The organism is Romboutsia sp. MSSM.1001216sp_RTP31141st1_G3_RTP31141_220114, assembly GCF_039031195.1.
Taxonomy (GTDB): Bacteria; Bacillota; Clostridia; order Peptostreptococcales; family Peptostreptococcaceae; genus Romboutsia_C; species Romboutsia_C hominis.
The window spans coordinates 41,276-62,477 of record NZ_JBCIUO010000010.1; the positions used below are offsets into that span (position 1 = coordinate 41,276).

General features: G+C 33.4%; 38 protein-coding genes. All 38 read left to right on the plus strand.

Features of this window, described 5'->3' with window-relative positions; genetic code table 11:
• The first annotated feature begins 16 nt into the window (after nucleotides 1-16).
• Nucleotides 17-646, plus strand: coding sequence for a 50S ribosomal protein L3 (gene rplC, locus ABCP60_RS12435; protein ID WP_092921792.1), 630 nt, complete (start codon nucleotides 17-19; stop codon nucleotides 644-646).
• Between the two features lie 28 nt (nucleotides 647-674).
• Nucleotides 675-1,298, plus strand: coding sequence for a 50S ribosomal protein L4 (gene rplD, locus ABCP60_RS12440; protein WP_092921794.1), 624 nt, complete (start codon nucleotides 675-677; stop codon nucleotides 1,296-1,298).
• Nucleotides 1,298-1,588, plus strand: a complete 291-nt coding sequence (rplW, locus tag ABCP60_RS12445; RefSeq protein ID WP_092921796.1) for a 50S ribosomal protein L23 — start codon at nucleotides 1,298-1,300, stop codon at nucleotides 1,586-1,588. Before rplD ends, rplW begins: the two co-directional genes overlap by 1 nt.
• Nucleotides 1,589-1,620: 32 nt before the next feature.
• On the plus strand, nucleotides 1,621-2,451 hold the full coding sequence (rplB, locus tag ABCP60_RS12450) for a 50S ribosomal protein L2 (RefSeq protein ID WP_092921798.1): 831 nt from the start codon (nucleotides 1,621-1,623) through the stop codon (nucleotides 2,449-2,451).
• Between the two features lie 34 nt (nucleotides 2,452-2,485).
• The gene (gene rpsS, locus ABCP60_RS12455; RefSeq protein ID WP_092921800.1) at nucleotides 2,486-2,767 is read left to right on the plus strand and encodes a 30S ribosomal protein S19; all 282 of its coding nucleotides are present in this window, start codon (nucleotides 2,486-2,488) and stop codon (nucleotides 2,765-2,767) included.
• 32 nt (nucleotides 2,768-2,799) lie between these two features.
• Complete coding sequence (gene rplV, locus ABCP60_RS12460; protein WP_092921802.1) at nucleotides 2,800-3,135, plus strand: 50S ribosomal protein L22; 336 nt, start codon at nucleotides 2,800-2,802, stop codon at nucleotides 3,133-3,135.
• 22 nt (nucleotides 3,136-3,157) lie between these two features.
• Complete coding sequence (rpsC, locus tag ABCP60_RS12465; RefSeq protein WP_092921804.1) at nucleotides 3,158-3,973, plus strand: 30S ribosomal protein S3; 816 nt, start codon at nucleotides 3,158-3,160, stop codon at nucleotides 3,971-3,973.
• Between the two features lie 33 nt (nucleotides 3,974-4,006).
• A complete protein-coding gene (gene rplP / locus ABCP60_RS12470) occupies nucleotides 4,007-4,438 on the plus strand; it encodes a 50S ribosomal protein L16 (protein WP_092921806.1) in 432 nt (143 codons plus the stop codon).
• Nucleotide 4,439: 1 nt separating this feature from the next.
• Nucleotides 4,440-4,643 (plus strand): 50S ribosomal protein L29, encoded by a 204-nt coding sequence (rpmC, locus tag ABCP60_RS12475; protein ID WP_092921808.1) that lies wholly within the window; start codon nucleotides 4,440-4,442, stop codon nucleotides 4,641-4,643.
• A 23-nt stretch (nucleotides 4,644-4,666) separates the two neighbouring features.
• A complete protein-coding gene (gene rpsQ / locus ABCP60_RS12480) occupies nucleotides 4,667-4,921 on the plus strand; it encodes a 30S ribosomal protein S17 (protein WP_092921810.1) in 255 nt (84 codons plus the stop codon).
• Nucleotides 4,922-4,947: 26 nt separating this feature from the next.
• On the plus strand, nucleotides 4,948-5,316 hold the full coding sequence (gene rplN, locus ABCP60_RS12485; RefSeq protein ID WP_092921812.1) for a 50S ribosomal protein L14: 369 nt from the start codon (nucleotides 4,948-4,950) through the stop codon (nucleotides 5,314-5,316).
• A 22-nt stretch (nucleotides 5,317-5,338) separates the two neighbouring features.
• Nucleotides 5,339-5,644 (plus strand): 50S ribosomal protein L24, encoded by a 306-nt coding sequence (gene rplX, locus ABCP60_RS12490; RefSeq protein WP_092921868.1) that lies wholly within the window; start codon nucleotides 5,339-5,341, stop codon nucleotides 5,642-5,644.
• Nucleotides 5,645-5,669: 25 nt separating this feature from the next.
• Nucleotides 5,670-6,212, plus strand: a complete 543-nt coding sequence (gene rplE / locus ABCP60_RS12495) for a 50S ribosomal protein L5 (RefSeq protein WP_092921814.1) — start codon at nucleotides 5,670-5,672, stop codon at nucleotides 6,210-6,212.
• Between the two features lie 48 nt (nucleotides 6,213-6,260).
• Nucleotides 6,261-6,446: a type Z 30S ribosomal protein S14 gene (locus ABCP60_RS12500; protein WP_071119031.1), complete on the plus strand. Its 186-nt coding sequence runs from the start codon at nucleotides 6,261-6,263 to the stop codon at nucleotides 6,444-6,446.
• A gap of 32 nt (nucleotides 6,447-6,478) precedes the next feature.
• Nucleotides 6,479-6,877 (plus strand): 30S ribosomal protein S8, encoded by a 399-nt coding sequence (rpsH, locus tag ABCP60_RS12505; RefSeq protein ID WP_092921816.1) that lies wholly within the window; start codon nucleotides 6,479-6,481, stop codon nucleotides 6,875-6,877.
• A 30-nt stretch (nucleotides 6,878-6,907) separates the two neighbouring features.
• Nucleotides 6,908-7,450, plus strand: coding sequence for a 50S ribosomal protein L6 (gene rplF / locus ABCP60_RS12510; protein WP_092921818.1), 543 nt, complete (start codon nucleotides 6,908-6,910; stop codon nucleotides 7,448-7,450).
• 38 nt (nucleotides 7,451-7,488) lie between these two features.
• A complete protein-coding gene (gene rplR / locus ABCP60_RS12515; RefSeq protein WP_092921820.1) occupies nucleotides 7,489-7,857 on the plus strand; it encodes a 50S ribosomal protein L18 in 369 nt (122 codons plus the stop codon).
• Nucleotides 7,858-7,884: 27 nt separating this feature from the next.
• The gene (gene rpsE, locus ABCP60_RS12520) at nucleotides 7,885-8,391 is read left to right on the plus strand and encodes a 30S ribosomal protein S5 (protein ID WP_092921822.1); all 507 of its coding nucleotides are present in this window, start codon (nucleotides 7,885-7,887) and stop codon (nucleotides 8,389-8,391) included.
• Between the two features lie 14 nt (nucleotides 8,392-8,405).
• Nucleotides 8,406-8,591: a 50S ribosomal protein L30 gene (gene rpmD, locus ABCP60_RS12525; RefSeq protein WP_092921824.1), complete on the plus strand. Its 186-nt coding sequence runs from the start codon at nucleotides 8,406-8,408 to the stop codon at nucleotides 8,589-8,591.
• 33 nt (nucleotides 8,592-8,624) lie between these two features.
• Nucleotides 8,625-9,068 carry a 50S ribosomal protein L15 gene (gene rplO / locus ABCP60_RS12530; protein ID WP_092921826.1) on the plus strand — a complete coding sequence of 148 codons (444 nt, stop codon included), beginning with the start codon at nucleotides 8,625-8,627 and terminating at the stop codon, nucleotides 9,066-9,068.
• Between the two features lie 40 nt (nucleotides 9,069-9,108).
• Nucleotides 9,109-10,377, plus strand: coding sequence for a preprotein translocase subunit SecY (gene secY, locus ABCP60_RS12535; RefSeq protein WP_092921828.1), 1,269 nt, complete (start codon nucleotides 9,109-9,111; stop codon nucleotides 10,375-10,377).
• Between the two features lie 15 nt (nucleotides 10,378-10,392).
• Nucleotides 10,393-11,043, plus strand: a complete 651-nt coding sequence (locus tag ABCP60_RS12540; RefSeq protein ID WP_195238531.1) for an adenylate kinase — start codon at nucleotides 10,393-10,395, stop codon at nucleotides 11,041-11,043.
• Nucleotides 11,043-11,792: a type I methionyl aminopeptidase gene (map, locus tag ABCP60_RS12545; RefSeq protein WP_092921832.1), complete on the plus strand. Its 750-nt coding sequence runs from the start codon at nucleotides 11,043-11,045 to the stop codon at nucleotides 11,790-11,792. The genes ABCP60_RS12540 and map overlap by 1 nt, the downstream gene beginning before the upstream one ends.
• A gap of 19 nt (nucleotides 11,793-11,811) precedes the next feature.
• On the plus strand, nucleotides 11,812-12,090 hold the full coding sequence (locus tag ABCP60_RS12550; protein WP_092921834.1) for a KOW domain-containing RNA-binding protein: 279 nt from the start codon (nucleotides 11,812-11,814) through the stop codon (nucleotides 12,088-12,090).
• Nucleotides 12,091-12,118: 28 nt separating this feature from the next.
• Nucleotides 12,119-12,337 (plus strand): translation initiation factor IF-1, encoded by a 219-nt coding sequence (infA, locus tag ABCP60_RS12555; RefSeq protein WP_092727842.1) that lies wholly within the window; start codon nucleotides 12,119-12,121, stop codon nucleotides 12,335-12,337.
• Between the two features lie 34 nt (nucleotides 12,338-12,371).
• Nucleotides 12,372-12,485 (plus strand): 50S ribosomal protein L36, encoded by a 114-nt coding sequence (rpmJ, locus tag ABCP60_RS12560; protein WP_002509257.1) that lies wholly within the window; start codon nucleotides 12,372-12,374, stop codon nucleotides 12,483-12,485.
• Nucleotides 12,486-12,638: 153 nt separating this feature from the next.
• Nucleotides 12,639-13,010 (plus strand): 30S ribosomal protein S13, encoded by a 372-nt coding sequence (gene rpsM / locus ABCP60_RS12565; protein WP_092921836.1) that lies wholly within the window; start codon nucleotides 12,639-12,641, stop codon nucleotides 13,008-13,010.
• A 29-nt stretch (nucleotides 13,011-13,039) separates the two neighbouring features.
• A complete protein-coding gene (rpsK, locus tag ABCP60_RS12570; RefSeq protein WP_092921838.1) occupies nucleotides 13,040-13,435 on the plus strand; it encodes a 30S ribosomal protein S11 in 396 nt (131 codons plus the stop codon).
• Between the two features lie 34 nt (nucleotides 13,436-13,469).
• On the plus strand, nucleotides 13,470-14,093 hold the full coding sequence (gene rpsD, locus ABCP60_RS12575; protein ID WP_166506192.1) for a 30S ribosomal protein S4: 624 nt from the start codon (nucleotides 13,470-13,472) through the stop codon (nucleotides 14,091-14,093).
• Between the two features lie 77 nt (nucleotides 14,094-14,170).
• On the plus strand, nucleotides 14,171-15,118 hold the full coding sequence (locus ABCP60_RS12580) for a DNA-directed RNA polymerase subunit alpha (RefSeq protein WP_092921842.1): 948 nt from the start codon (nucleotides 14,171-14,173) through the stop codon (nucleotides 15,116-15,118).
• A gap of 19 nt (nucleotides 15,119-15,137) precedes the next feature.
• A complete protein-coding gene (gene rplQ, locus ABCP60_RS12585) occupies nucleotides 15,138-15,479 on the plus strand; it encodes a 50S ribosomal protein L17 (protein WP_092921844.1) in 342 nt (113 codons plus the stop codon).
• Between the two features lie 494 nt (nucleotides 15,480-15,973).
• Complete coding sequence (locus ABCP60_RS12590; RefSeq protein WP_092921846.1) at nucleotides 15,974-16,804, plus strand: energy-coupling factor transporter ATPase; 831 nt, start codon at nucleotides 15,974-15,976, stop codon at nucleotides 16,802-16,804.
• Nucleotides 16,795-17,661: an energy-coupling factor transporter ATPase gene (locus ABCP60_RS12595; protein ID WP_343101836.1), complete on the plus strand. Its 867-nt coding sequence runs from the start codon at nucleotides 16,795-16,797 to the stop codon at nucleotides 17,659-17,661. Before ABCP60_RS12590 ends, ABCP60_RS12595 begins: the two co-directional genes overlap by 10 nt.
• Nucleotides 17,655-18,452: an energy-coupling factor transporter transmembrane component T gene (locus ABCP60_RS12600; RefSeq protein ID WP_166506194.1), complete on the plus strand. Its 798-nt coding sequence runs from the start codon at nucleotides 17,655-17,657 to the stop codon at nucleotides 18,450-18,452. Before ABCP60_RS12595 ends, ABCP60_RS12600 begins: the two co-directional genes overlap by 7 nt.
• Before the next feature lie 11 nt (nucleotides 18,453-18,463).
• Nucleotides 18,464-19,195 (plus strand): tRNA pseudouridine(38-40) synthase TruA, encoded by a 732-nt coding sequence (gene truA / locus ABCP60_RS12605; protein WP_166506195.1) that lies wholly within the window; start codon nucleotides 18,464-18,466, stop codon nucleotides 19,193-19,195.
• 119 nt (nucleotides 19,196-19,314) lie between these two features.
• Nucleotides 19,315-19,746, plus strand: coding sequence for a 50S ribosomal protein L13 (gene rplM / locus ABCP60_RS12610; protein WP_092921854.1), 432 nt, complete (start codon nucleotides 19,315-19,317; stop codon nucleotides 19,744-19,746).
• Between the two features lie 28 nt (nucleotides 19,747-19,774).
• Complete coding sequence (rpsI, locus tag ABCP60_RS12615) at nucleotides 19,775-20,167, plus strand: 30S ribosomal protein S9 (protein WP_092921856.1); 393 nt, start codon at nucleotides 19,775-19,777, stop codon at nucleotides 20,165-20,167.
• A 78-nt stretch (nucleotides 20,168-20,245) separates the two neighbouring features.
• Nucleotides 20,246-20,977, plus strand: a complete 732-nt coding sequence (gene cwlD, locus ABCP60_RS12620; protein WP_240276230.1) for an N-acetylmuramoyl-L-alanine amidase CwlD — start codon at nucleotides 20,246-20,248, stop codon at nucleotides 20,975-20,977.
• Nucleotides 20,978-21,202 lie beyond the last annotated feature (225 nt).

Here is a 21,202-nt window from a genome sequence, read left to right on the forward strand (position 1 = left end):
TATAGGAGGTGCTAATATGAAAGGAATATTAGGAAGAAAAGTTGGAATGACTCAAATATTCACTGAAGAAGGTATAGTAGTACCAGTAACAGTGGTTGAGGCAGGACCAGTAGTTGTAACTCAAGTTAAAACAACTGAAAAAGATGGATACAACGCAGTTCAAGTTGGTTTTGAAGATGCTAAAGAAAAATCTTTAAACAAGCCTCAAAAAGGTCATTTAGCTGCTGCTAATGTATTAAAGAAACACTTAAAAGAATTCAGAGTAGAATCTACAGAAGAATACTCAGTTGGACAAGAAATAAAGGCTGATTTATTCGCTGCAGGTGAAAAAATAGATGTAACTGGAACAAGTAAAGGTAAGGGATTCCAAGGTCCTATAAAGAGACATGGACAATCTAGAGGTCCTGAATCTCACGGTTCTAGATACCACAGAAGACCAGGTTCAATGGGAGCATGTTCTTTCCCAGGTAGAGTTTTCAAAAACAAAAAATTAGCTGGACACATGGGTAGCGTTAAAGTTACTATACAAAACTTAGAAGTTGTTAAAGTAGATGCTGATAAGAACCTTATATTAGTTAAGGGTGCTATACCAGGAGCTAAAGGTTCAGTAGTAACTATAAAGGAAGCTGTTAAAGCTTCTAAATAATAACTAACCTAAGAAAGGAGGAAGCACAATGCCAAAATTAAATGTATTAAATATAACTGGACAAAACGTTGGGGAAATAGAATTAGCTGATGCTATATTCAACGTAGAAGTTAACGAACACGTTTTATATGAAGTTGTTAAAAATCAATTAGCAAACAAGAGACAAGGTACTCAATCTGCTAAAACTAGAGCAGAAGTTAGAGGTGGCGGAAGAAAACCTTGGAAACAAAAAGGAACAGGTAGAGCTAGACAAGGTTCTATAAGAGCTGTACAATGGGTTGGCGGAGGAGTTGCTTTTGCACCTAAGCCAAGAGATTACAGATATACTTTACCTAAGAAAGTTAGAAGATTAGCTATGAAATCTGCTTTATCTTCAAAAGTTCAAAATGGTGAAATGATAGTATTAGATGCTTTAACAATGGAAGCTCCTAAGACTAAAGAATTCGCTGCTATATTAAAGAACATAAACGCTGCTAAGAAAGCTTTAGTAGTAACTGCTGAAAACAACGAAAACGTAATAAGATCAGCTAGAAACATAGAAGGTGTTGCAACTGCTACAGTTAACACTATAAATGTTTACGATATATTAAAGTATGATTCATTCATAATAACTACAGACGCTGTTAAAAAAGTGGAGGAGGTGTACGCATAATGACTAATCCACATGATATAATAATAAAGCCAGTTGTTACTGAACAAAGTATGACTGAGATGGTTGGAAAGAAATACACTTTTGTTGTTGCTAAGAGTGCAAACAAAACTGAAATAAAGAAAGCTGTAGAAGCTATATTCGGAGTTAATGTTGAAAAAGTTAACACATTAAACTACGATGGAAAAGTTAAGAGAATGGGTAGATACGAAGGAAGAACTGCAAGCTTCAAGAAAGCAGTAGTTAAATTAGCTGCTGATAGCAAAGAAATAGAATTCTTCCAAGGTATGTAATTTAACCCTAGTAAACGAAGGAGGGAAAACAGATGGCTATAAAAAAGTTTAAACCAACTTCTCCTGCCTTAAGACAAATGACAGTTTTAGTTTCTGATGAGATAACTTGCAATGAACCAGAAAAATCTCTTTTAGTTTCATTAAAGAAGAACTCTGGTAGAAATGCTCACGGTAAAATAACTGTTCGTCACAGAGGTGGAGGAAACAGAAGAAAATATAGAATAATAGATTTCAAAAGAAATAAAGACGGAGTACCTGCAAAGGTTGCTACTGTTGAATACGATCCAAACAGAACAGCTAACATAGCTTTATTACACTATGCAGATGGTGAAAAGAGATATATATTAGCACCTGTTGGAATAAATGTTGGAGATACATTATTATCAGGACCAACAGCTGACATAAAGCCAGGAAATGCATTAGCATTAAAGGACATGCCAGTAGGTACTGTAATACACAACATAGAATTAAAGCCAGGAAAAGGAGCTCAATTAGTAAGATCTGCTGGAGTTTCTGCTCAATTAATGGCTAAAGAAGGAAAGAAAGCTTTATTAAGATTACCATCAGGAGAAATGAGATTCGTTTCTATAGAGTGTAAAGCTACTATAGGACAAGTTGGTAACATAGAACACGGTAACGTTGTTATAGGTAAAGCAGGTAGAAAGAGACATATGGGTATAAGACCTACAGTTAGAGGTTCTGTAATGAACCCTTGTGACCATCCACACGGTGGTGGGGAAGGTAGAACTTCAATAGGTAGACCTTCACCAGTTACTCCATGGGGTAAACCAGCTCTTGGATACAAAACTAGAAAGAAAAACAAAGCTTCTGATAAGTTAATAGTATCAAGAAGAACTAAGTAATAGATTTACTTTTGCTCGGAAAGGAGGAGTTTAAATGTCAAGATCAACTAAAAAAGGACCTTTCGTACATGCGAGACTTTTAAAGAAAATAGAGGCTATGAACGCTAGTGGAAATAAAGAAGTTATAAAAACTTGGTCAAGAAGTTCAACTATATTCCCTCAAATGGTAGAACATACTATAGCTGTTCATGATGGAAGAAGACATGTACCTGTATTTATAACAGAAGACATGGTTGGACACAAGTTAGGAGAATTCGTTCCTACAAGAACTTTCAAAGGACACAAGGACGACGAAAAATCTAATAAGAGAAAATAATTAATTTTTCGCTAAGGAAGGAGGAATAGCAAATGGAAGCAAAAGCTACTGCTAAATATGTACGTGTATCACCAAGAAAAGCAGGACAAATCTGCAGCCTTGTTAGAGGAAAAAATGTAGACGAAGCGTTAGCAATATTAAAGTTCACTCCAAGAGGAGCAGCTGATATAATAGCTAAGGTTGTTAAGTCTGCTAAGGCAAACGCTGAAAATAACCATGAGATGAACGTTGAAAATTTATACGTTGCATCAATAGTTGCAAACCAAGGACCAACAATGAAGAGATTCATGCCTAGAGCTATGGGACGTGCAACAATGATAAGAAAAAGAACTTCTCACATAGAGGTTGTTCTTAAGGAAAGAAAATAATAAATAGATAGGAGGGAAAGTAATGGGTCAAAAGGTTAATCCACACGGACTAAGAGTCGGTGTTATAAAAGATTGGGACTCAAGATGGTTCGCAGATAAAAAAGAGTTCGGAAATTTATTATTAGAAGACCATAATATACGTAAATTCTTAAAGAATAGATTATATTCTTCAGGAGTTGCGAAGATAGAAATAGAAAGATCAGCAAACAAGGTTAAGATAGACTTACACGTTGCTAAGCCAGGTGTAGTTATAGGAAAAGCTGGTGCTGGTATAGAAGCTTTAAAAGCTGAATTAGAAAAAATGACTAAGAAGACTGTTATAGTTAACATAGTTGAAGTTAGAAACCCAGATAAAGATGCTCAATTAGTGGCAGAAAATATAGCATTAGCTATAGAAAGAAGGGTTGCTTTCAGAAGAGCTATGAAACAAGCTATACAAAGAGCTATGAAGTCTGGAGTTAAAGGTATAAAAGTTTCTGCTTCAGGAAGATTAGGTGGAGCTGAAATGGCTAGAACTGAAGGATACAGTGAAGGAAATGTACCTCTTCAAACATTAAGAGCTGATATAGATTACGGTTTCGCTGAAGCTAACACTACTTACGGGAAAACTGGTATAAAAGTTTGGATATGTAACGGAGAAGTTCTTCCAACTAGAAACGGTGTAAACCCAAGAGAAGATAGAAGAGACAACAGAAGAAACAACAAGAGAAACGATAGAAGAGATAACAGAAGAAACGATAGAAGAGGGAATGATAGAGGAAACAACAGAGGACAAAGACCTCAAGGACAAAGACCTCAAGGATCAAGACCTCAAAGAACTGAAAAGAAAGATAACTAATATTAAAAAGGTTCGAGGAAGGAGGAAATACTCATGTTAATGCCAAAAAGAGTAAAGCGTCGTAGAGTTCATAGAGGAAGTATGGCTGGAAAAGCTCACAAGGGTAACAAAGTTACTTACGGTGAGTTCGGACTAGTTGCTTTAGAAGCTTCTTGGATAACTTCTAACCAAATAGAAGCTGCCAGAATCGCTATGACTAGATCTATAAAAAGAGGGGGAAAAGTTTGGATAAAAATATTCCCACATAAACCAGTAACAAGAAAACCTGCTGAAACTCGTATGGGTGCCGGTAAAGGTTCACCAGAATACTGGGTAGCAGTTGTTAAGCCAGGAAGAGTTATGTTCGAATTAGCAGGTGTTTCTGAAGAAAAAGCTAGAGAAGCAATGAGACTTGCTATGCACAAACTTCCTGTAAAATGTAAGTTTGTAAAGCGTGAAGATTTAGAAGTAAAAGGTGGTGAATAGGATGAAAGCTAAAGAATTAAGAGATTTAACAAGCGAAGAGCTAATGAATAGATTAAATGACTTCAAAAGTGAATTATTTAGCTTAAGATTCCAATTAGCTACTGGTCAATTAGAAAACACAGCAAGAATAAAATTCGTTAAGAAAGATATAGCTAGAGTTAAAACTATACTTGCTGAAAGAAAGTTAAACGAAACTAGAGCTTAATTTGGAAAGGAGGCTTTTTAACCATGGAAAGAGGAAGAAGAAAAGTTAGAATAGGCCGTGTTGTAAGTGACAAAATGGACAAAACAATAGTTGTTGCTGTTGAAGACTTCGTACGTCACCCATTATACAACAAGCCAGTTAAGAGAACTAAAAAATTCAAAGCTCACGATGAACAAAATGTTTGTAGAATCGGAGATAAAGTTAAAATAATGGAAACTAGACCTTTATCAAAGGATAAGAGATTCAGATTAGTTGAAGTTGTTGAAAAAGTTAAGTAGTTTATTGGTAAAGGAGGGATTACGATATGATACAACAAGAAACACGTTTAAGAGTTGCGGATAACTCTGGTGCTAAAGAAATACTATGCATACGTGTACTAGGCGGAAGTAAAAGAAGATATGGTAACATAGGCGACGTAATAGTTGCTACTGTTAAAAGTGCAACACCTGGTGGAGTTGTAAAAAAAGGTAAAGTTGTTAAAGCTGTTATAGTAAGAACTAAGCAAGGCGTGAGACGTAAAGACGGAAGTTATATATCTTTCGACGAAAATGCTGCAGTTATAATAAAAGACGATAAAACTCCAGTAGGAACTCGTATATTCGGGCCTGTTGCTAGAGAGTTAAGAGATAATGACTTTATGAAAATAGTTTCTCTTGCTCCAGAAGTACTATAATAAGGAGGTGCAATAGGACATGATGCGTGTTAAAAAAGGTGACACTGTTGTAGTTATAGCAGGTAAAGATAAGGGTAAAAAAGGTACAGTTACTAAAGTATTCCCTAAGGCTAACAGAGTATTAGTTGAAGGTGTAAACGTAATAACTAAGCACCAAAAACCAACTGCTATAAACCCACAAGGTGGAATAGTAAACAAAGAAGCTTCAATACACATATCTAACGTAATGCCAGTAGATCCTGAAACAGGAAAAGGTACAAGAGTTAGATTTGAAATGAAGGATGGAAAAAAAGTAAGAGTATCAGTAAAGAGCGGAAAAGAAATATAATTTAGCTTGAAAGGAGGGACCTTAAATGGCTTCTAGATTACAAGAAAAATACATGAAAGAAGTTGCTCCTGCTTTAATGGAGAAATTCGGATATAAGAATGTTATGGAAATACCTAAGTTAGAGAAAATAGTTATCAACATGGGTATAGGAGATGCTAGAGAAAATCCAAAAGGATTAGAAAAAGCAGTAGAAGAAATGGAAATGATATCTGGTCAAAAGCCAGTTATAACTAGAGCAAGAAAATCTGTTGCGAACTTCAAATTAAGAGAAGGTATGCCAATAGGTGCAAAAGTTACATTAAGAGCTGACAAAATGTACTACTTCATGGACAAGTTAGTATCTGTATCTTTACCAAGAGTTAGAGACTTCAGAGGAGTTAACGCTAACGCATTCGATGGTAGAGGTAACTACGCTTTAGGTGTTAAAGAACAATTAATATTCCCTGAAATAGAATACGATAAGGTAGACAAAGTAAGAGGAATGGATATAATATTTGTTACTACTGCGAAAACTGACGAAGAAGCACGTGAATTATTAAAATTATTAGGAATGCCATTTTCTAAGTAAGCTTAGAAAAGGCAATTTTCTAAGCTAAGAAAAGAAGGAGGGATTCCAGTGGCTAGAAAAGCGATGGTTGTAAAACAACAAAGAAAACAAAAGTACGCTACTAGAGAATACACTAGATGTACTATATGCGGTAGACCACATTCAGTACTTAGAAAGTTCGGAATATGCCGTATATGCTTTAGAGAATTAGCTTACAAGGGTCAAATACCTGGTGTTAGAAAAGCAAGTTGGTAAAACTTTGATATAAATGGAAGGAGGGTTTCAATATGACAATGACAGATCCAATAGCAGATATGCTTACTCGTATAAGAAATGCTAACGTAGTTAAACATGAGACTGTTGATGTTCCAGCTTCTAATATAAAGAAAGAATTAGCTAGAATACTATTAGAAGAAGGATTCGTTAGAGGATACGATGTAATAGAAGATGGAAAGCAAGGAATAATAAGAATACAATTAAAGTACGGACAAACAGGAGAAAGAGTTATATCAGGATTAAAGAGAATATCTAAGCCTGGTATGAGAGTTTACGCTTCTAAGCACGAAATACCAAGAGTATTAAACGGTTTAGGAATATCAGTAATATCTACTTCTAAAGGAATATTAACTGATAAGCAAGCTAGAAAAGAAAATGTTGGTGGAGAAGTAATCTGCTACGTTTGGTAATATAGACGAAAGATGTAAGGAGGTGCGATTATGTCAAGAATAGGTGTTAAACCAATAACTGTACCAGCAGGTGTTGAAGTTACTATAGCTGAAGGAAACTTAGTTACTGTAAAAGGACCAAAAGGTACATTAAGCAAGCAATTTGATGCTGCTTTAACTATAAAGCAAGAAGAAAATACTATAACTGTTGAAAGACCAACTAACAACAAGCAACACAGAGCACTACACGGGTTAACTAGAACTTTAATAGATAACATGGTAGTAGGTGTTACTAACGGTTTCGAAAAGAAATTAGAATTAGTAGGTGTTGGATACAGAGCTCAAAAGCAAGGAAAGAAATTAGTTATGAGTTTAGGATTCTCTCATCCGGTAGAAATGGAAGATCCAGAAGGAATAACAGTTGAAGTTCCAAACCAAACTGAGTTAACAGTTAAAGGTATAGATAAGCAATTAGTAGGAAACTACGCTGCTAAGATAAGAGACTGGAGAAAGCCAGAGCCATACAAAGGTAAAGGTATAAGATACGCTGGTGAAGTAGTAAGACGTAAAGAAGGTAAAACTGGTAAGAAGTAATAAATACCAAACTTAAACGCTAGAAAGGAGTGAGCCTGGTGATAAAGAAAGCTGATAAAAATGCAAACAGACTTCAAAGACATAAGAGAGTTCGTAGAAAAATAACTGGAACTACTCAAAGACCAAGATTATGTGTATTCAGAAGTTCTAATAACATATACGCTCAAATAATAGATGATACAAACAGAGTTACTTTAGTATCTGCATCTTCATTAGACGCAGACGTTAAAGGAGCTGTTAGTCATACAGGAAATAAAGAAGCAGCTAAAATGGTCGGAGAATTAGTGGCTAAGAAAGCTGTAGAAAAAGGAATCACTGAAGTTGTATTCGACAGAGGTGGATACTTATATCACGGAAGAGTTCAAGTATTAGCAGAAGCTGCTAGAGAAGCTGGACTTAAGTTCTAATAAGAGAAACAAAGGAGGGAAATGCACATGCGTCGTAAGATTATAGATGCCAGACAACTTGACTTAAAAGAAAAAGTTGTTGAAGTTAGACGTGTTACTAAAGTTGTAAAAGGTGGTAGAAACTTCAGATTTGCAGCGTTAGTAGTAGTTGGAGATGAAAACGGACACGTTGGTATAGGTACTGGTAAAGCGATGGAAGTACCAGATGCTATAAAGAAAGCAGTAGAAGATGCTAAGAAGAATCTTATAAATGTACCTATAGTTGGTACAACTATACCTCACGAAGTTCACGGACACTTCGGTGCTGGTAAAATATTAGTAATGCCTGCTAAGCAAGGTACAGGAGTTATAGCTGGGGGACCTGCTAGAGCCGTACTTGAGTTAGCTGGTTTAACAGATGTTAGAGCTAAATCTTTAGGAACTAACAACCCAAGAAACATGGTAAATGCTACAATAGAAGGACTTAAATCTCTTAAGAGAGCTGAAGATATAGCTAAATTAAGAGGTAAAAAAGTTGAGGACCTTCTAGGGTAAGGAGGTAGTAAGAAATGGCTAAATTACAAATAAAATTAGTTAGAAGTATAATAGGAACTACTCCTAACCAAAAGAAAAACGTAGAAGCGTTAGGATTAAGAAAAAGAGAACAAGTAGTTGTTAAAGAAGATAATGCCCAAATAAGAGGGATGATAGCTAAGGTTAGTCACTTAGTAGAAGTAACTGAAATAGCTGAGTAATAAATAGATAAGACGAATAAGGAGGTGCAATCCATGAAGTTACATGAGTTAAAACCTGCTGAAGGTGCAGTAAGAGCTAAGAAAAGATTAGGTAGAGGTACTGCTACTGGACAAGGTAAGACTGCAGGACGTGGACAAAAAGGACAATGGTCTCGTTCAGGTGGTGGAGTTAGAGTTGGATTCGAAGGTGGACAAATGCCACTTGCTAGAAGACTTCCTAAGAGAGGATTCAACAACATATTCAAGAAAGTTTATACAGAAGTTAATGTAGCTGCTTTAAACAGATTCGAAAACGGAACTGAAATAACTGCTGAAGTTTTAAAGGCTGCTAGAGTTATAAGCAAAATAGAAAAAGACGGCATAAAGATCTTAGGTGAAGGAAACTTAGAAAAGGCGTTAACAGTTAAGGCTGCTAAGTTTACTGCTTCAGCTCAAGAAAAAATAGAAAAAGCTGGAGGAAAGGCAGAATTAGTTTAATCTAATCTGCTGCTCTTAGCCGAATAGGCGGGGTGATATCGTGCTGTCAAACTTAAAACAAGCTTGGAAGCTTAAAGATGTAAGAAGAAAAATATTATATACTTTGATGATGATTGTAGTATTTAGGATAGGTGCAGCTATACCTGTTCCTGGAGTTGATACAAGTATTATAAAGGGAATGGTTGACTCAAATGGTCTTCTTTCCCTATATAATCTGTTCACTGGAGGTGCATTTAGTAACTTTACACTATTTGCATTAGGTGTAGGACCATATATCACAGCATCTATCATAATACAACTTCTAACTGTAGGTTTTGAAAGTTTGGAAGAACTTCAAAAGTCTGGTGAAGAAGGAAAGAAAAAGATTAATAAATATACTAAGTACATTGCATTAGCATTAGCTTTTGTTCAAGCTATAGCGATAACGCTAGGTATTGTAAGAGGAGCTTTAAAAAGTGATAATGCATTCTTTATTATAACAGTTATATTGACATTAGTATCAGCAAGTATGCTTCTAATGTGGATAGGGGACAAAATTACTGAAAAAGGATTAGGTAATGGAAGTTCTATTATAATATTTATAGGTATTATCTCAAGAATACCAGTAGATGTTATATCAACTGTAAACTTAGTAAAAAGTGGCAAAATAGCTATATGGGCAGTAGCTCTGTTAGCAGTAGTAATACTTTTAACAATAACTGCAGTCACATATATACAAGAAGCCACAAGAAAAATCCCAGTACAATATGCAAAAAGAGTTGTTGGAAGAAAGATGTATGGAGGACAAAGTTCTCATATACCTATGAAAGTTAATCAATCGGGAGTTATACCAGTAATTTTCGCTAGTTCACTTTTAGCATTCCCTCAAACTTTAGCAATGTTTATGGGTGCAGATGCTCAAGCTTTTGTGCAAACATATTTAAATCCAGTACAATCTCCAGGAGTTTGGATTTATAGAGCGCTTGAAGTTCTGCTGATAGTATTCTTCTCTTATTTCTATACTACTGTATCATTTAATACAGAAGATATAGCAAATAATATGAAAAATAACGGTGGGTTTATACCAGGTATTAGACCAGGACAACCTACAATAGATTATTTAAATAGAATATTATCAAGACTTACTCTAGCTGGAGCTTTATTCTTAGCTTGTATCGTTATGGTATCTGCTATAATAATGTTCTTTATGAAACTTCAAATAACACTAGTAGGTACATCTTTACTAATAGTTGTTGGTGTTGCATTAGAACTTAAGAGACAGTTAGAATCAAATCTGGTTATGAGAACATACCAAGGTTTCTTAAAATAAATTGGAGATGATAGTATGAGAATAATATTACTTGGACCTCCTGGTGCTGGTAAAGGTACTCAGGCAGCAGGTATTGTTGAAAAATACAATATACCTCATATATCAACAGGTGATATATTCAGAAAGAACATAAAAGAAGGAACAGAGCTTGGAAAGAAAGCTAAAGAATATATAGATCAAGGATTATTAGTTCCAGATGAGTTAACTGTAGGTTTAGTTACAGACAGAGTATCTCAAGATGACTGTAAGAATGGATTTATGTTAGATGGATTCCCAAGAAATGTTGCTCAAGCTCAACATTTAGATACGTTCTTAAATAAAACTAATATAGCTTTAGACAAGGTAGTTAATATCGAAGTTGATAAGGAAATATTAGTTGGTAGAGCTGTAGGAAGAAGAATATGTAAATCTTGCGGTGCTACGTATCATGTTAAGTTTAATCCTCCTAAAGTTGAAGGAGTATGTGATGTATGCCAAGGTGAATTATACCAAAGAGCAGATGACACAGAAGAAACTGTATCAAAGAGAATACAAGTTTACTTAGATGAAACTAGACCATTAGTTGACTATTATAGCAAACAAGGTATAATAGCTAACATAGATGGGGAACAATCTATAGATAAGGTATTTGAAGATATAGTAAACGCTTTAGGAAGTGAAAAATAATGATTACATTAAAATCAAAAAAAGAAATAGAACTTATGAGAGAGGCGGGCAAAATTGTCGCTGAAACTCATGAGATATTGAAATCAGCTGTTATTCCGGGAATATCTACACTAGAGTTAGATAAAATAGCTGAAGAGAATATAAGAAAATATAATGCAATTCCATCTTTTAAAGGTTATGGCGGTTTCCCAGGATCTATATGTGCTTCTATAAATGAAGAGGTAGTTCATGGTATACCAAATGCTAACAGAATTTTAAAAGAAGGCGACATTATAAGTTTAGATGTAGGTGCCTATTATAAAGGATATCATTCAGACTCTGCGAAAACTCATGGGGTAGGAATAATATCTGAAGAAGATAGGAAATTAATAGAAGTAACAAAAGAAAGCTTCTATGAAGGTTTAAAATTTGCTAAACTAGGATATAGATTATCTGATATCTCACACGCAGTACAAGCACACGTTGAAAAACATGGTTTTTCAGTAGTTAGAGATTTAGTTGGTCATGGAGTTGGAACTGAACTTCATGAAGATCCTCAAATACCTAACTATGGTCCAGCAGGTAAAGGTCCAAGACTTTTAGAAGGAATGGTCTTAGCTGTAGAGCCAATGGTTAACGCTGGTAAATATCACGTTAAAACATTAGCAGATGACTGGACAATTGTCACAATAGATGGCAAAAAATCAGCTCATTATGAGCATACAATAGCAATCACTGAAGATGAGCCGCTGATATTATCAGCACTTTAATCATAAAGTAGGTGAATAAATGCTATTAAATAAGCTAAGTATAGGTCAAGTTGTAAAAGCTTTATCAGGTAGAGAACAAGGAAGACTATTTTTTATAGTAGAAGTAGTTGACCATGAATATGTTTTAATATCTGATGGTAAGACAAGAAAACTTGGTAAGCCTAAGCTAAAAAAAGTTAAGCACTTAAAGATATATGACTTTATTAGCGAAGAAGCAAAACAAATGATTATATCTAAGCAGAATAATACAGATGCTTTTTTAAGAGCTCAACTTACTAAGTTAGATCAAAGGATTTAACTTATTGAAATGGAGGTTTGGTTAGTTAATGGCCAAAAAAGATGTTATAGAACTAGAAGGTACAGTTACAGAAAACTTACCTAATGCTATGTTTAAAGTAAAATTAGAAAATGGACATGAAGTATTATGTCACTTATCTGGAAAGCTAAGAATGAACTTCATAAGAATCCTTGAAGGTGATAAGGTGAATGTTGAGCTTTCTCCATATGACCTTACAAGAGGAAGAATCACTTGGCGTAAGAAGTAGACTATTTTAATATTAGTCTAAGGAGGGATTAACAATGAAAGTAAGACCATCAGTAAAACCAATATGCGAAAAGTGCAAGGTTATAAAAAGAAAAGGTAAAGTAATGGTTATCTGTGAAAATCCAAAGCACAAGCAAAAGCAAGGATAATAAATTATACTAGTAATTTGTAAAATTTTGTAGTATAATATTTAATTGTGATATTAGCAATTAAACTTTAAAATCGTTGAAATCTGTTTCGGATTTAACATGAATTAACACAAGTTTAGAATCGAAAAAATTAAGTGTAGGAGGTGCGAACTAATGGCAAGAATAGCTGGGGTAGATTTACCTAGAGAAAAAAGAGCGGAAATAGGCTTAACTTATATATACGGTATAGGTAAGGCAACTGCTAACGAAATATTAGCTAAAGCTGACATAGATCCTAACGTAAGAATAAAAGACTTATCAGAAGAGCAAGTTAACGAATTAAGAAAGATAATAGATAATGATTTCTTAGTTGAAGGTGACTTAAGAAGAGAAATCGCTTTAAATATAAAGAGATTAAGAGATATAAAATGTTACAGAGGTATGAGACATGCTAAAGGTCTTCCACTAAGAGGACAAAGAACTAAGACTAACGCTAGAACTAGAAAAGGTCCTAGAAAAACTGTATCTCGTAAGAAGAAGAAGTAATAAATAAAAACTAGATAGGAGGGAAAACAATGGCTAAGCAAAAGAAAGTTACACGTGTAAGAAGAAAAGAGCGTAAAAATATAGAACGTGGGCAAGCTCATATACAATCTACTTTCAACAATACAATAATAACTTTAACTGATGTTCATGGGAACGCTATATCAGCTGCATCTTCAGGACAATTAGGATTCAAAGGATCAAGAAAAGCGACTCCTTTCGCATCTCAAATGGCTGCTGAAACTGCTGCTAAAGCTGCAATGGAACACGGTTTAAAAACTGTTGAAGTATTCGTAAAGGGGCCAGGTTCAGGAAGAGAAGCTGCTATAAGAGCATTACAAGCTACTGGATTAGAAGTAACTATGATAAAGGACGTTACTCCAATCCCTCACAATGGATGTAGACCACCAAAGAGAAGAAGAGTGTAATTATATAAACAAGTAAATTAGGAGGTGTAAAGACATGGCAAGATACACAGGTGCATCATGCAGACAATGTCGTAGAGAAGGAATGAAATTATTCCTTAAAGGTGACAGATGTTATACTGATAAATGTGCTATAGTTAAGAGAAACTATGCTCCAGGACAACATGGACAAGGAAGAAAGAAAGTTTCTAACTATGGATTACAATTAAGAGAAAAGCAAAAAGTTAAGAGAATATACGGAGTTTTAGAAACTCAATTCAGAAACCTATACGAGCGTGCTGAAAAAATGGCTGGTATAACAGGGGAAAACTTATTAAGCTTATTAGAAAGAAGATTAGACAATGTTGTTTACAGAATGGGATTAGCTTCATCTAGAAAAGAAGCTAGACAATTAGTAGGACACGGTCACTTCTTATTAAACGGACACAAGGCTGATATAGCTTCTATAACAGTTAAGCCAGGTGACGTTATAACAGTTAAAGAAAGATCAAAATCATCTGCTAAATTCAAAGCTTTAGTAGAAAACAATACAAGAATAGCTCCTAAGTGGTTAGAAACTAACTTAGACGAAATGAGCGCTAAAGTTGTTGCTAACCCATCAAGAGAAGATATAGATCTTGAAATAGCAGAGCACTTAATAATAGAGCTTTACTCTAAGTAATAAATATATTTTAAAATTTATTTTTGAGATTTTGTTTACCCTCAGTGGATTAATAAATTTAAAGGAGGGTTTTGTCCATGATAGAAATAGAAAAACCAAAAGTAGATATAATAGAGCTTAGCGAAGATTATAGATATGGAAAGTTTGTCATAGAGCCTCTTGAAAGAGGCTATGGCATAACTGTAGGTAATGCTTTAAGAAGAATATTATTATCATCTTTACCAGGTGTAGCAGTTAATGCTATAAAAATAGATGGAGTTCTTCATGAATTCTCAACTGTTGCTGGTGTTAAAGAAGATGTTACTGAAATAATATTAGCATTAAAAGAACTTTCAGCTACTATAGATGGTGAAGGAAGCAGAACTCTTAAAATAGAGGCTGAGGGTCCATGTACTATAACTGGTGCTGATATAATATGTCCTTCTGATGTTGAAGTATTAAGCAAAGATTTAAAAATAGCAACATTAGATGACAATGCTAAGTTAAATATGGAAATAATGATAGATAAAGGTAGAGGTTATGTTTCTGCTGAAGAAAACAAGACAGAGCATATGCCTATAGGAGTTTTACCTGTAGATTCAATCTATACTCCTATTGAAAAAGTGAGCTACCATGTTGAAAATACAAGAGTAGGTCAAAAGTCAGACTATGACAAATTAACACTAGAAGTTTGGACTAATGGAAGCATAAACCCTCAAGAGGGAATATCTCTTGCAGCTAAAGTTTTAGTTGAACATTTAAATCTATTCATAGACTTAACAGAGCATGTAAGCAATGTTGAGATAATGGTAGAAAAAGAAGAAGACCAAAAAGAAAAAGTTCTTGAAATGACTATAGAAGAATTAGATTTATCAGTTAGATCTTACAACTGTTTAAAGAGAGCGGGAATAAACACAGTTGAAGAATTAGCTAATAAGTCTGAGGACGATATGATGAAGGTTAGAAATCTAGGGAAAAAATCTTTAGAAGAAGTAATCCAAAAGTTAGAAGAACTTGGATTAGGTCTAAAACCAAGCGAAGAATAGTTAGTGAAGGAGGGATATCATGGCTACTTACCGTAAATTAGGACGTGAGACAGCTCACAGAAACCTTATGTTAAGAAACTTAGTAACTGATTTACTAAGAAATGGAAGAATAGAAACTACTGTTACTAGAGCTAAGGAAACTAGAAGAATGGCAGAAAAGATGATAACTCTTGCTAAAAGAGGAGATCTTCATGCTAGAAGACAAGTTTTAGCTTATGTTATAGATGAAACTGTAGTAAACAACTTATTCACTGAAATAGCTCCAAAATATGCTGAGAGAAACGGTGGATACACAAGAATAATAAAGAAGGGTCCAAGAAGAGGGGACGCTGCTGAAATGGCATTTATAGAATTAGTATAATTCTTGTGAAGGATTAAGCTTATAGCTTAATCCTTTTTTAAATATAAATTTGTACAAAAATAATATCTTTAATCCACTGTAGGTTTGTTTTATAGCCTTTATAAACTATGATAGATTCTATAGTTTATAAAGGCTATATTTTTATATTCAGATAAAGTTAGGTGCAAAAAACAAACTTACAAAGGATAAAAATTACGGGGGAATAGTAGATAAAATCTATGATGTATAATTTGAAATATGATCCTTGTTTAGATATATTTATAGTTCATAAAATATAATTGAACATATAATTATAAAATTAAGAAAAATGTATGCTAGCGGCAGATATAAGTAGATTTTAAGATAAACGTACTTGTGTTTTTTGCGATGAACTATGATATAATACTAGTCAAAATGGTTTTTGTTCAAAAAATAGAGTTTATTAACACTAATAAGGTATTAGTTATTTATATATGACGAAGTTGCTTTAATTACTTATGAAAAGGAGTAAATAAATGAACAATATAGTAAAAGTGAATAATATATCTTATGAGTATATTACAGAAGATAGCACTTTTAAAGCAATAGACAGATTAACACTAGATGTAAAAGAAGGTGAATTTGTTGCTATAATTGGTCACAATGGTTCTGGAAAGTCTACATTATCTAAGAACTTAAATGCTATACTGGTTCCCACTGAAGGAGATATACTTATAGATGGAATGAATACAAAAGAAGAAGATAAATTATGGGATATAAGGCAAACAGCAGGTATGGTATTTCAAAATCCAGATAACCAAATTGTTGCTACAATAGTAGAGGAAGATGTTGCTTTTGGCCCAGAAAACCTAGGGATAGATCCTATAGAAATAAAACATAGGGTTGAAGAATCGTTAAAGAGTGTCGGTATGTATGAGTTAAGAGATAGACAACCACACCTATTATCAGGAGGACAAAAACAAAGAGTAGCTATAGCAGGAATAATAGCTATGAAGCCAAAATGTATAATATTTGATGAAGCAACGGCTATGTTAGACCCATCTGGAAGAAAAGAAGTAATGAAAACTATAAAAAAGTTAAACAAAGAAGAAAATATTACCGTATTACATATAACTCACTTTATGGAAGAGGCAGTAGAAGCTGATAGAGTTATAGTTATGGAAAAAGGTAAAAAAATATTAGAAGGAACTCCAAGAGAAGTATTTAGTCAAATAGATACATTAAAAGGTATAGGATTAGATGTTCCTTATATGACGGAATTATCTAGTATGTTATATAAAGAAGGTATAGATATAAAAAAAGATATATTAACTGTAGATGAGATGGTGATGGAATTATGTCGATAGAGATAAAAGGTTTAACTCATATATATAACGAAGGAATGCCTTTTGCTAGTAAGGCGTTAGACAATGTTACTTTTGAAATTAAAGATAGAGATTTTGTAGGGTTAATAGGACATACTGGTTCTGGTAAATCAACATTAATACAGCATTTAAATGGGATATTAAAGCCTCATTCTGGAGAGATAAATATAAATGGATTTAACATAACAGATCCAAGCTTAAACCTAACAGAAGTTAGAAAAAGGGTAGGAGTAGTGTTTCAATACCCTGAATATCAATTATTTGAAGAAACAATAGAGAAAGATATAGCTTTTGGACCTAATAATTTAGGCTTAGACCCTGAAGAAGTTGATCGTAGGGTAAAAGCATCAATGGAAGCTGTTGGGCTTGATTATGAATTATTTAAAGATAAATCTCCATTTGAATTATCAGGAGGTCAAAAAAGAAGAGTAGCAATAGCTGGAGTTATAGCTATGAAACCAGAAGTACTTATTTTAGATGAACCTGCAGCTGGATTAGATCCAGGTGGAAGGGATGAAATATTTAATTTAATAAAAACACTGCATAAAGAAAATAATATGACAATAATATTATCTTCTCATAGTATGGATGATATGGCTAGATTAGCAAAGACTTTGATAGTTATGAATAAAGGGAAAGTAGAATTTATAGGGACTCCTAAAGAAGTGTTTAAATCTAACTCTTCAAGACTTAAGGAAATAGGTCTTGATATACCTCAAGTATTAGAGTTAGCAATAAAGCTAAGAGAAAATGGATTTGACATAAAAGAAGATATCATAACTATACAAGAAGCTAAGGAAGAAATATTAAGAGTTATGAGAGGTAAAAAGAAATGTTAAAAGATATAACTATAGGGCAGTATTATCCTGTAAATTCGGTAATTCACAAGCTAGATGCTAGAGTTAAGCTTATAGCCACTTTCATTTTTATGATATCTCTATTTATAATAAATAAATTCTGGCCATATGCTATTGTTTTGTTAGCTCTAGTAGCTATTATAAAATCATCAAAATTGCCAGGTAAATATATATTAAAAGGATTAAAACCATTAAGATGGATTATAATATTTACATTTGTAATCAATGTATTTTTCTTACCAGGAGATGTCATTTGGTCATTTGGTTTCTTAAGAATTACAAGTCAAGGTTTAGAACAAGCTATATTTATGGCTATAAGGCTTATATTCTTAGTTGTAGGGACTTCTTTACTTACCCTAACAACTACACCTATGGACCTAACAGACGGCATAGAGAGGCTTTTAAATCCATTAAACAAGGTTGGATTTCCTGTACATGAATTAGCTATGATGATGACAATAGCTTTAAGATTTATACCTACTCTATTAGATGAAACTGATAAAATAATGAAAGCTCAAATGTCAAGAGGGGCAGATTTTGAAAGTAAAAATCTTATAAATAGAGCTAAAAACTTAGTGCCATTACTAGTACCTTTATTTGTAAGTGCATTTAGAAGAGCTGAAGAACTTGCTGCTGCAATGGAAGCTAGATGTTATAGAGGTGGATACAATAGGACAAAAATGAAACAAGCTATAATGACAAAAGCAGATTATGTAGCTAATGGTATACAGATTGTATATTTGGTTATAATTATAGCTACTAGATTTATGTAAAGAGGAAGACTATGAGAAATTTAAAACTTACGATACAGTATAATGGTCAAAACTATTGTGGATGGCAAAAGCAACCTGATTCTTTAGGTATACAAGGTACAATAGAAAAAGCCATTTATGACATAACTAGGGAAGAAGTTAAAATAACCGGATCCGGCAGAACTGATGCAGGAGTTCATGCTTTGGGTCAGGTAGCCAATTTTAAAACAAGCTCTAATATACCTGCAAGTAAAATGCCAAATGCATTAAATGCTAAGTTACCAAAAGATATATCTATAATAGACTGTATAGAGGTAGATGAAGATTTTCACTCAAGATATAGTTCAAAGAAAAAGAGATATAGATATTTAATACACAATAGTCCATATAGAAATCCTATATATAAGGACATATCATATCATGTAAAATATGATCTCGATTTCGAAAAAATGTGTAAAGAAGCTAAGAGTCTAATTGGTGAATATGATTTTAAAGGGTTCATGAGTTCTGGATCTTCAGTTAAAGACACTATAAGAACGATATACGATATAACACTAACTAAAGAAGATGGATTAATTGTTATGGAAGTAGAAGGTAATGGATTTTTATATAACATGGTAAGAATAATAGCAGGAACGTTAGTTGATATAGGTAGAGGTCGTATAACTAAAAACCTTGAAGAAGTAATAAAATCAAAAAATAGAGGAGAATGTGGACATACCGCTCCAGCACATGGATTATTTCTCAAAAAAGTTGATTATTAGCTTGACACACCAGGGGGCATATATTAAAATAAGTTAGAGTGTGTTAATAAGTCCACTTGCCCCGGACTTGACATAAACGGTAAAATTTTTATAGGAAAATAAGTTAAGGAGGGACAAACATGAAAAGTTATATAGCTAAGCCAGCTGATGTACAAAGAAAATGGTACATCGTTGATGCTGAAGGAAAAACATTAGGTCGTTTAGCAACTGAAATAGCGACAGTATTAAGAGGAAAGCACAAGGTTACTTTCACTCCACACGTTGACGGAGGAGACTTCGTTGTTGTTGTAAACGCAGAGAAGGTAGTTTTAACAGGAAAGAAATTAGATCAAAAAATGTACAGATACCACACAGGATACGTAGGTGGGTTAAAGGAAATAACTTACAGAGAAATGATGGCTAAGAAGCCTGAAGAAGTTGTATCACATGCAGTAAGTGGTATGTTATGTAAGAACAAATTAAGAAGCAGAATGATGACTAGATTAAGAGTATTCGCAGGACCAAACCATGATCATGCAGCTCAAAATCCAGAAGTTTTAAACTTTAAATAATAATTAACGGGTGAAAGGAGGAGTTATCATGGCTAACGTTCAATACTACGGAACAGGAAGAAGAAAGCACTCTGTTGCTAGAGTTAGATTAGTTGCAGGTGAAGGAAACATAGTAATAAATGGAAGACCAGTTGGAGAATACTTCAACTATGAAACATTAATAAGAGATGTTAAGCAACCATTAGTGTTAACTAACAACGAAAACAAATACGATGTTATAGTAAAGGTTGAAGGTGGAGGATTCACTGGACAAGCTGGAGCTATAAGACATGGTATATCTAGAGCTTTATTAAAAGCTGATGAAGAGTTAAGAGGAGCTTTAAAGAAAGAAGGATTCTTAACTAGAGATGCTAGAATGAAGGAAAGAAAGAAATACGGATTAAAGGCAGCAAGAAGAGCTCCACAATTCTCAAAGAGATAATATCCTATTTTATATGTTTGTACAAAGACTTTGGAATATTCCAAAGTCTTTTTTAATATAAATGTACAGGGTGATATTGTGAGAAAGTACATAAAACATATAATATTTTGTGTTATATCTATAATACTAGTAGTGGTATTTTCGTTTGAAATTCAAAGTGTATCGCAAGAGTCTATGGAGTATATGCCAGTAACCAAAAAAACCATAATACTAGATGCTGGTCATGGTGGGATAGATCCAGGAGCCTTGAATGAAGATAAAAGTATAACTGAAAAAGATGTGAATTTATCTATTACACTTAAATTAAGAGAATTATTAGAATCTAGTGGGGGTCTTGTTATATTAACTAGAGAAGAAGATGTTAGCTTGTATGAAGAAGCTAAAGGCAAGACAATTAGACAAAAATATAATGAAAATTTAAAGAATCGAAAAAAGGTAATAAACGAATCTGATGCAGATATGTTTGTATCTATACATATGAATGCATTAAGTGGAAAAGGTGCTTCTAAATATTATGGGGCCCAGACATTTTATCCAGGTGGAAAAGATGACTCTAAAAAGCTATCTAAATATATACAAGAAGAATTAAAGAGAGTAGTTGATAAAACTAATAACAGAGAAATTAAACCTAAAGATGACTTATATTTATTAAAAGAAAATGCAATACCATCAGTTTTAATAGAATGTGGATTTTTATCTAATGAAAAAGAAGCTAACTTATTAGCTGATGAAAAATATCAAGAAAAAATAGCTTGGTCAATATACGTAGGTATCCAAAAATACTTTAGTGATAATGAGAATAAAAATTGAAAAAAAGTAAAAACTAGGTTATATCAAATAAGTAATTTATTAGATATAACCTAGTTTTTTATTAAAATAAAAAAATATAAAAAAAGTATTGACGATTTAATTATAAGATGATATATTTATATATGTCCTTAAGAAAAGGGCAAAATAAGAACTTTGAAAATTAAACAGTAGGTTAATTTATATAACTGATTCTTAAAAGAATCGAAAACAAACCAAGCCAGATAT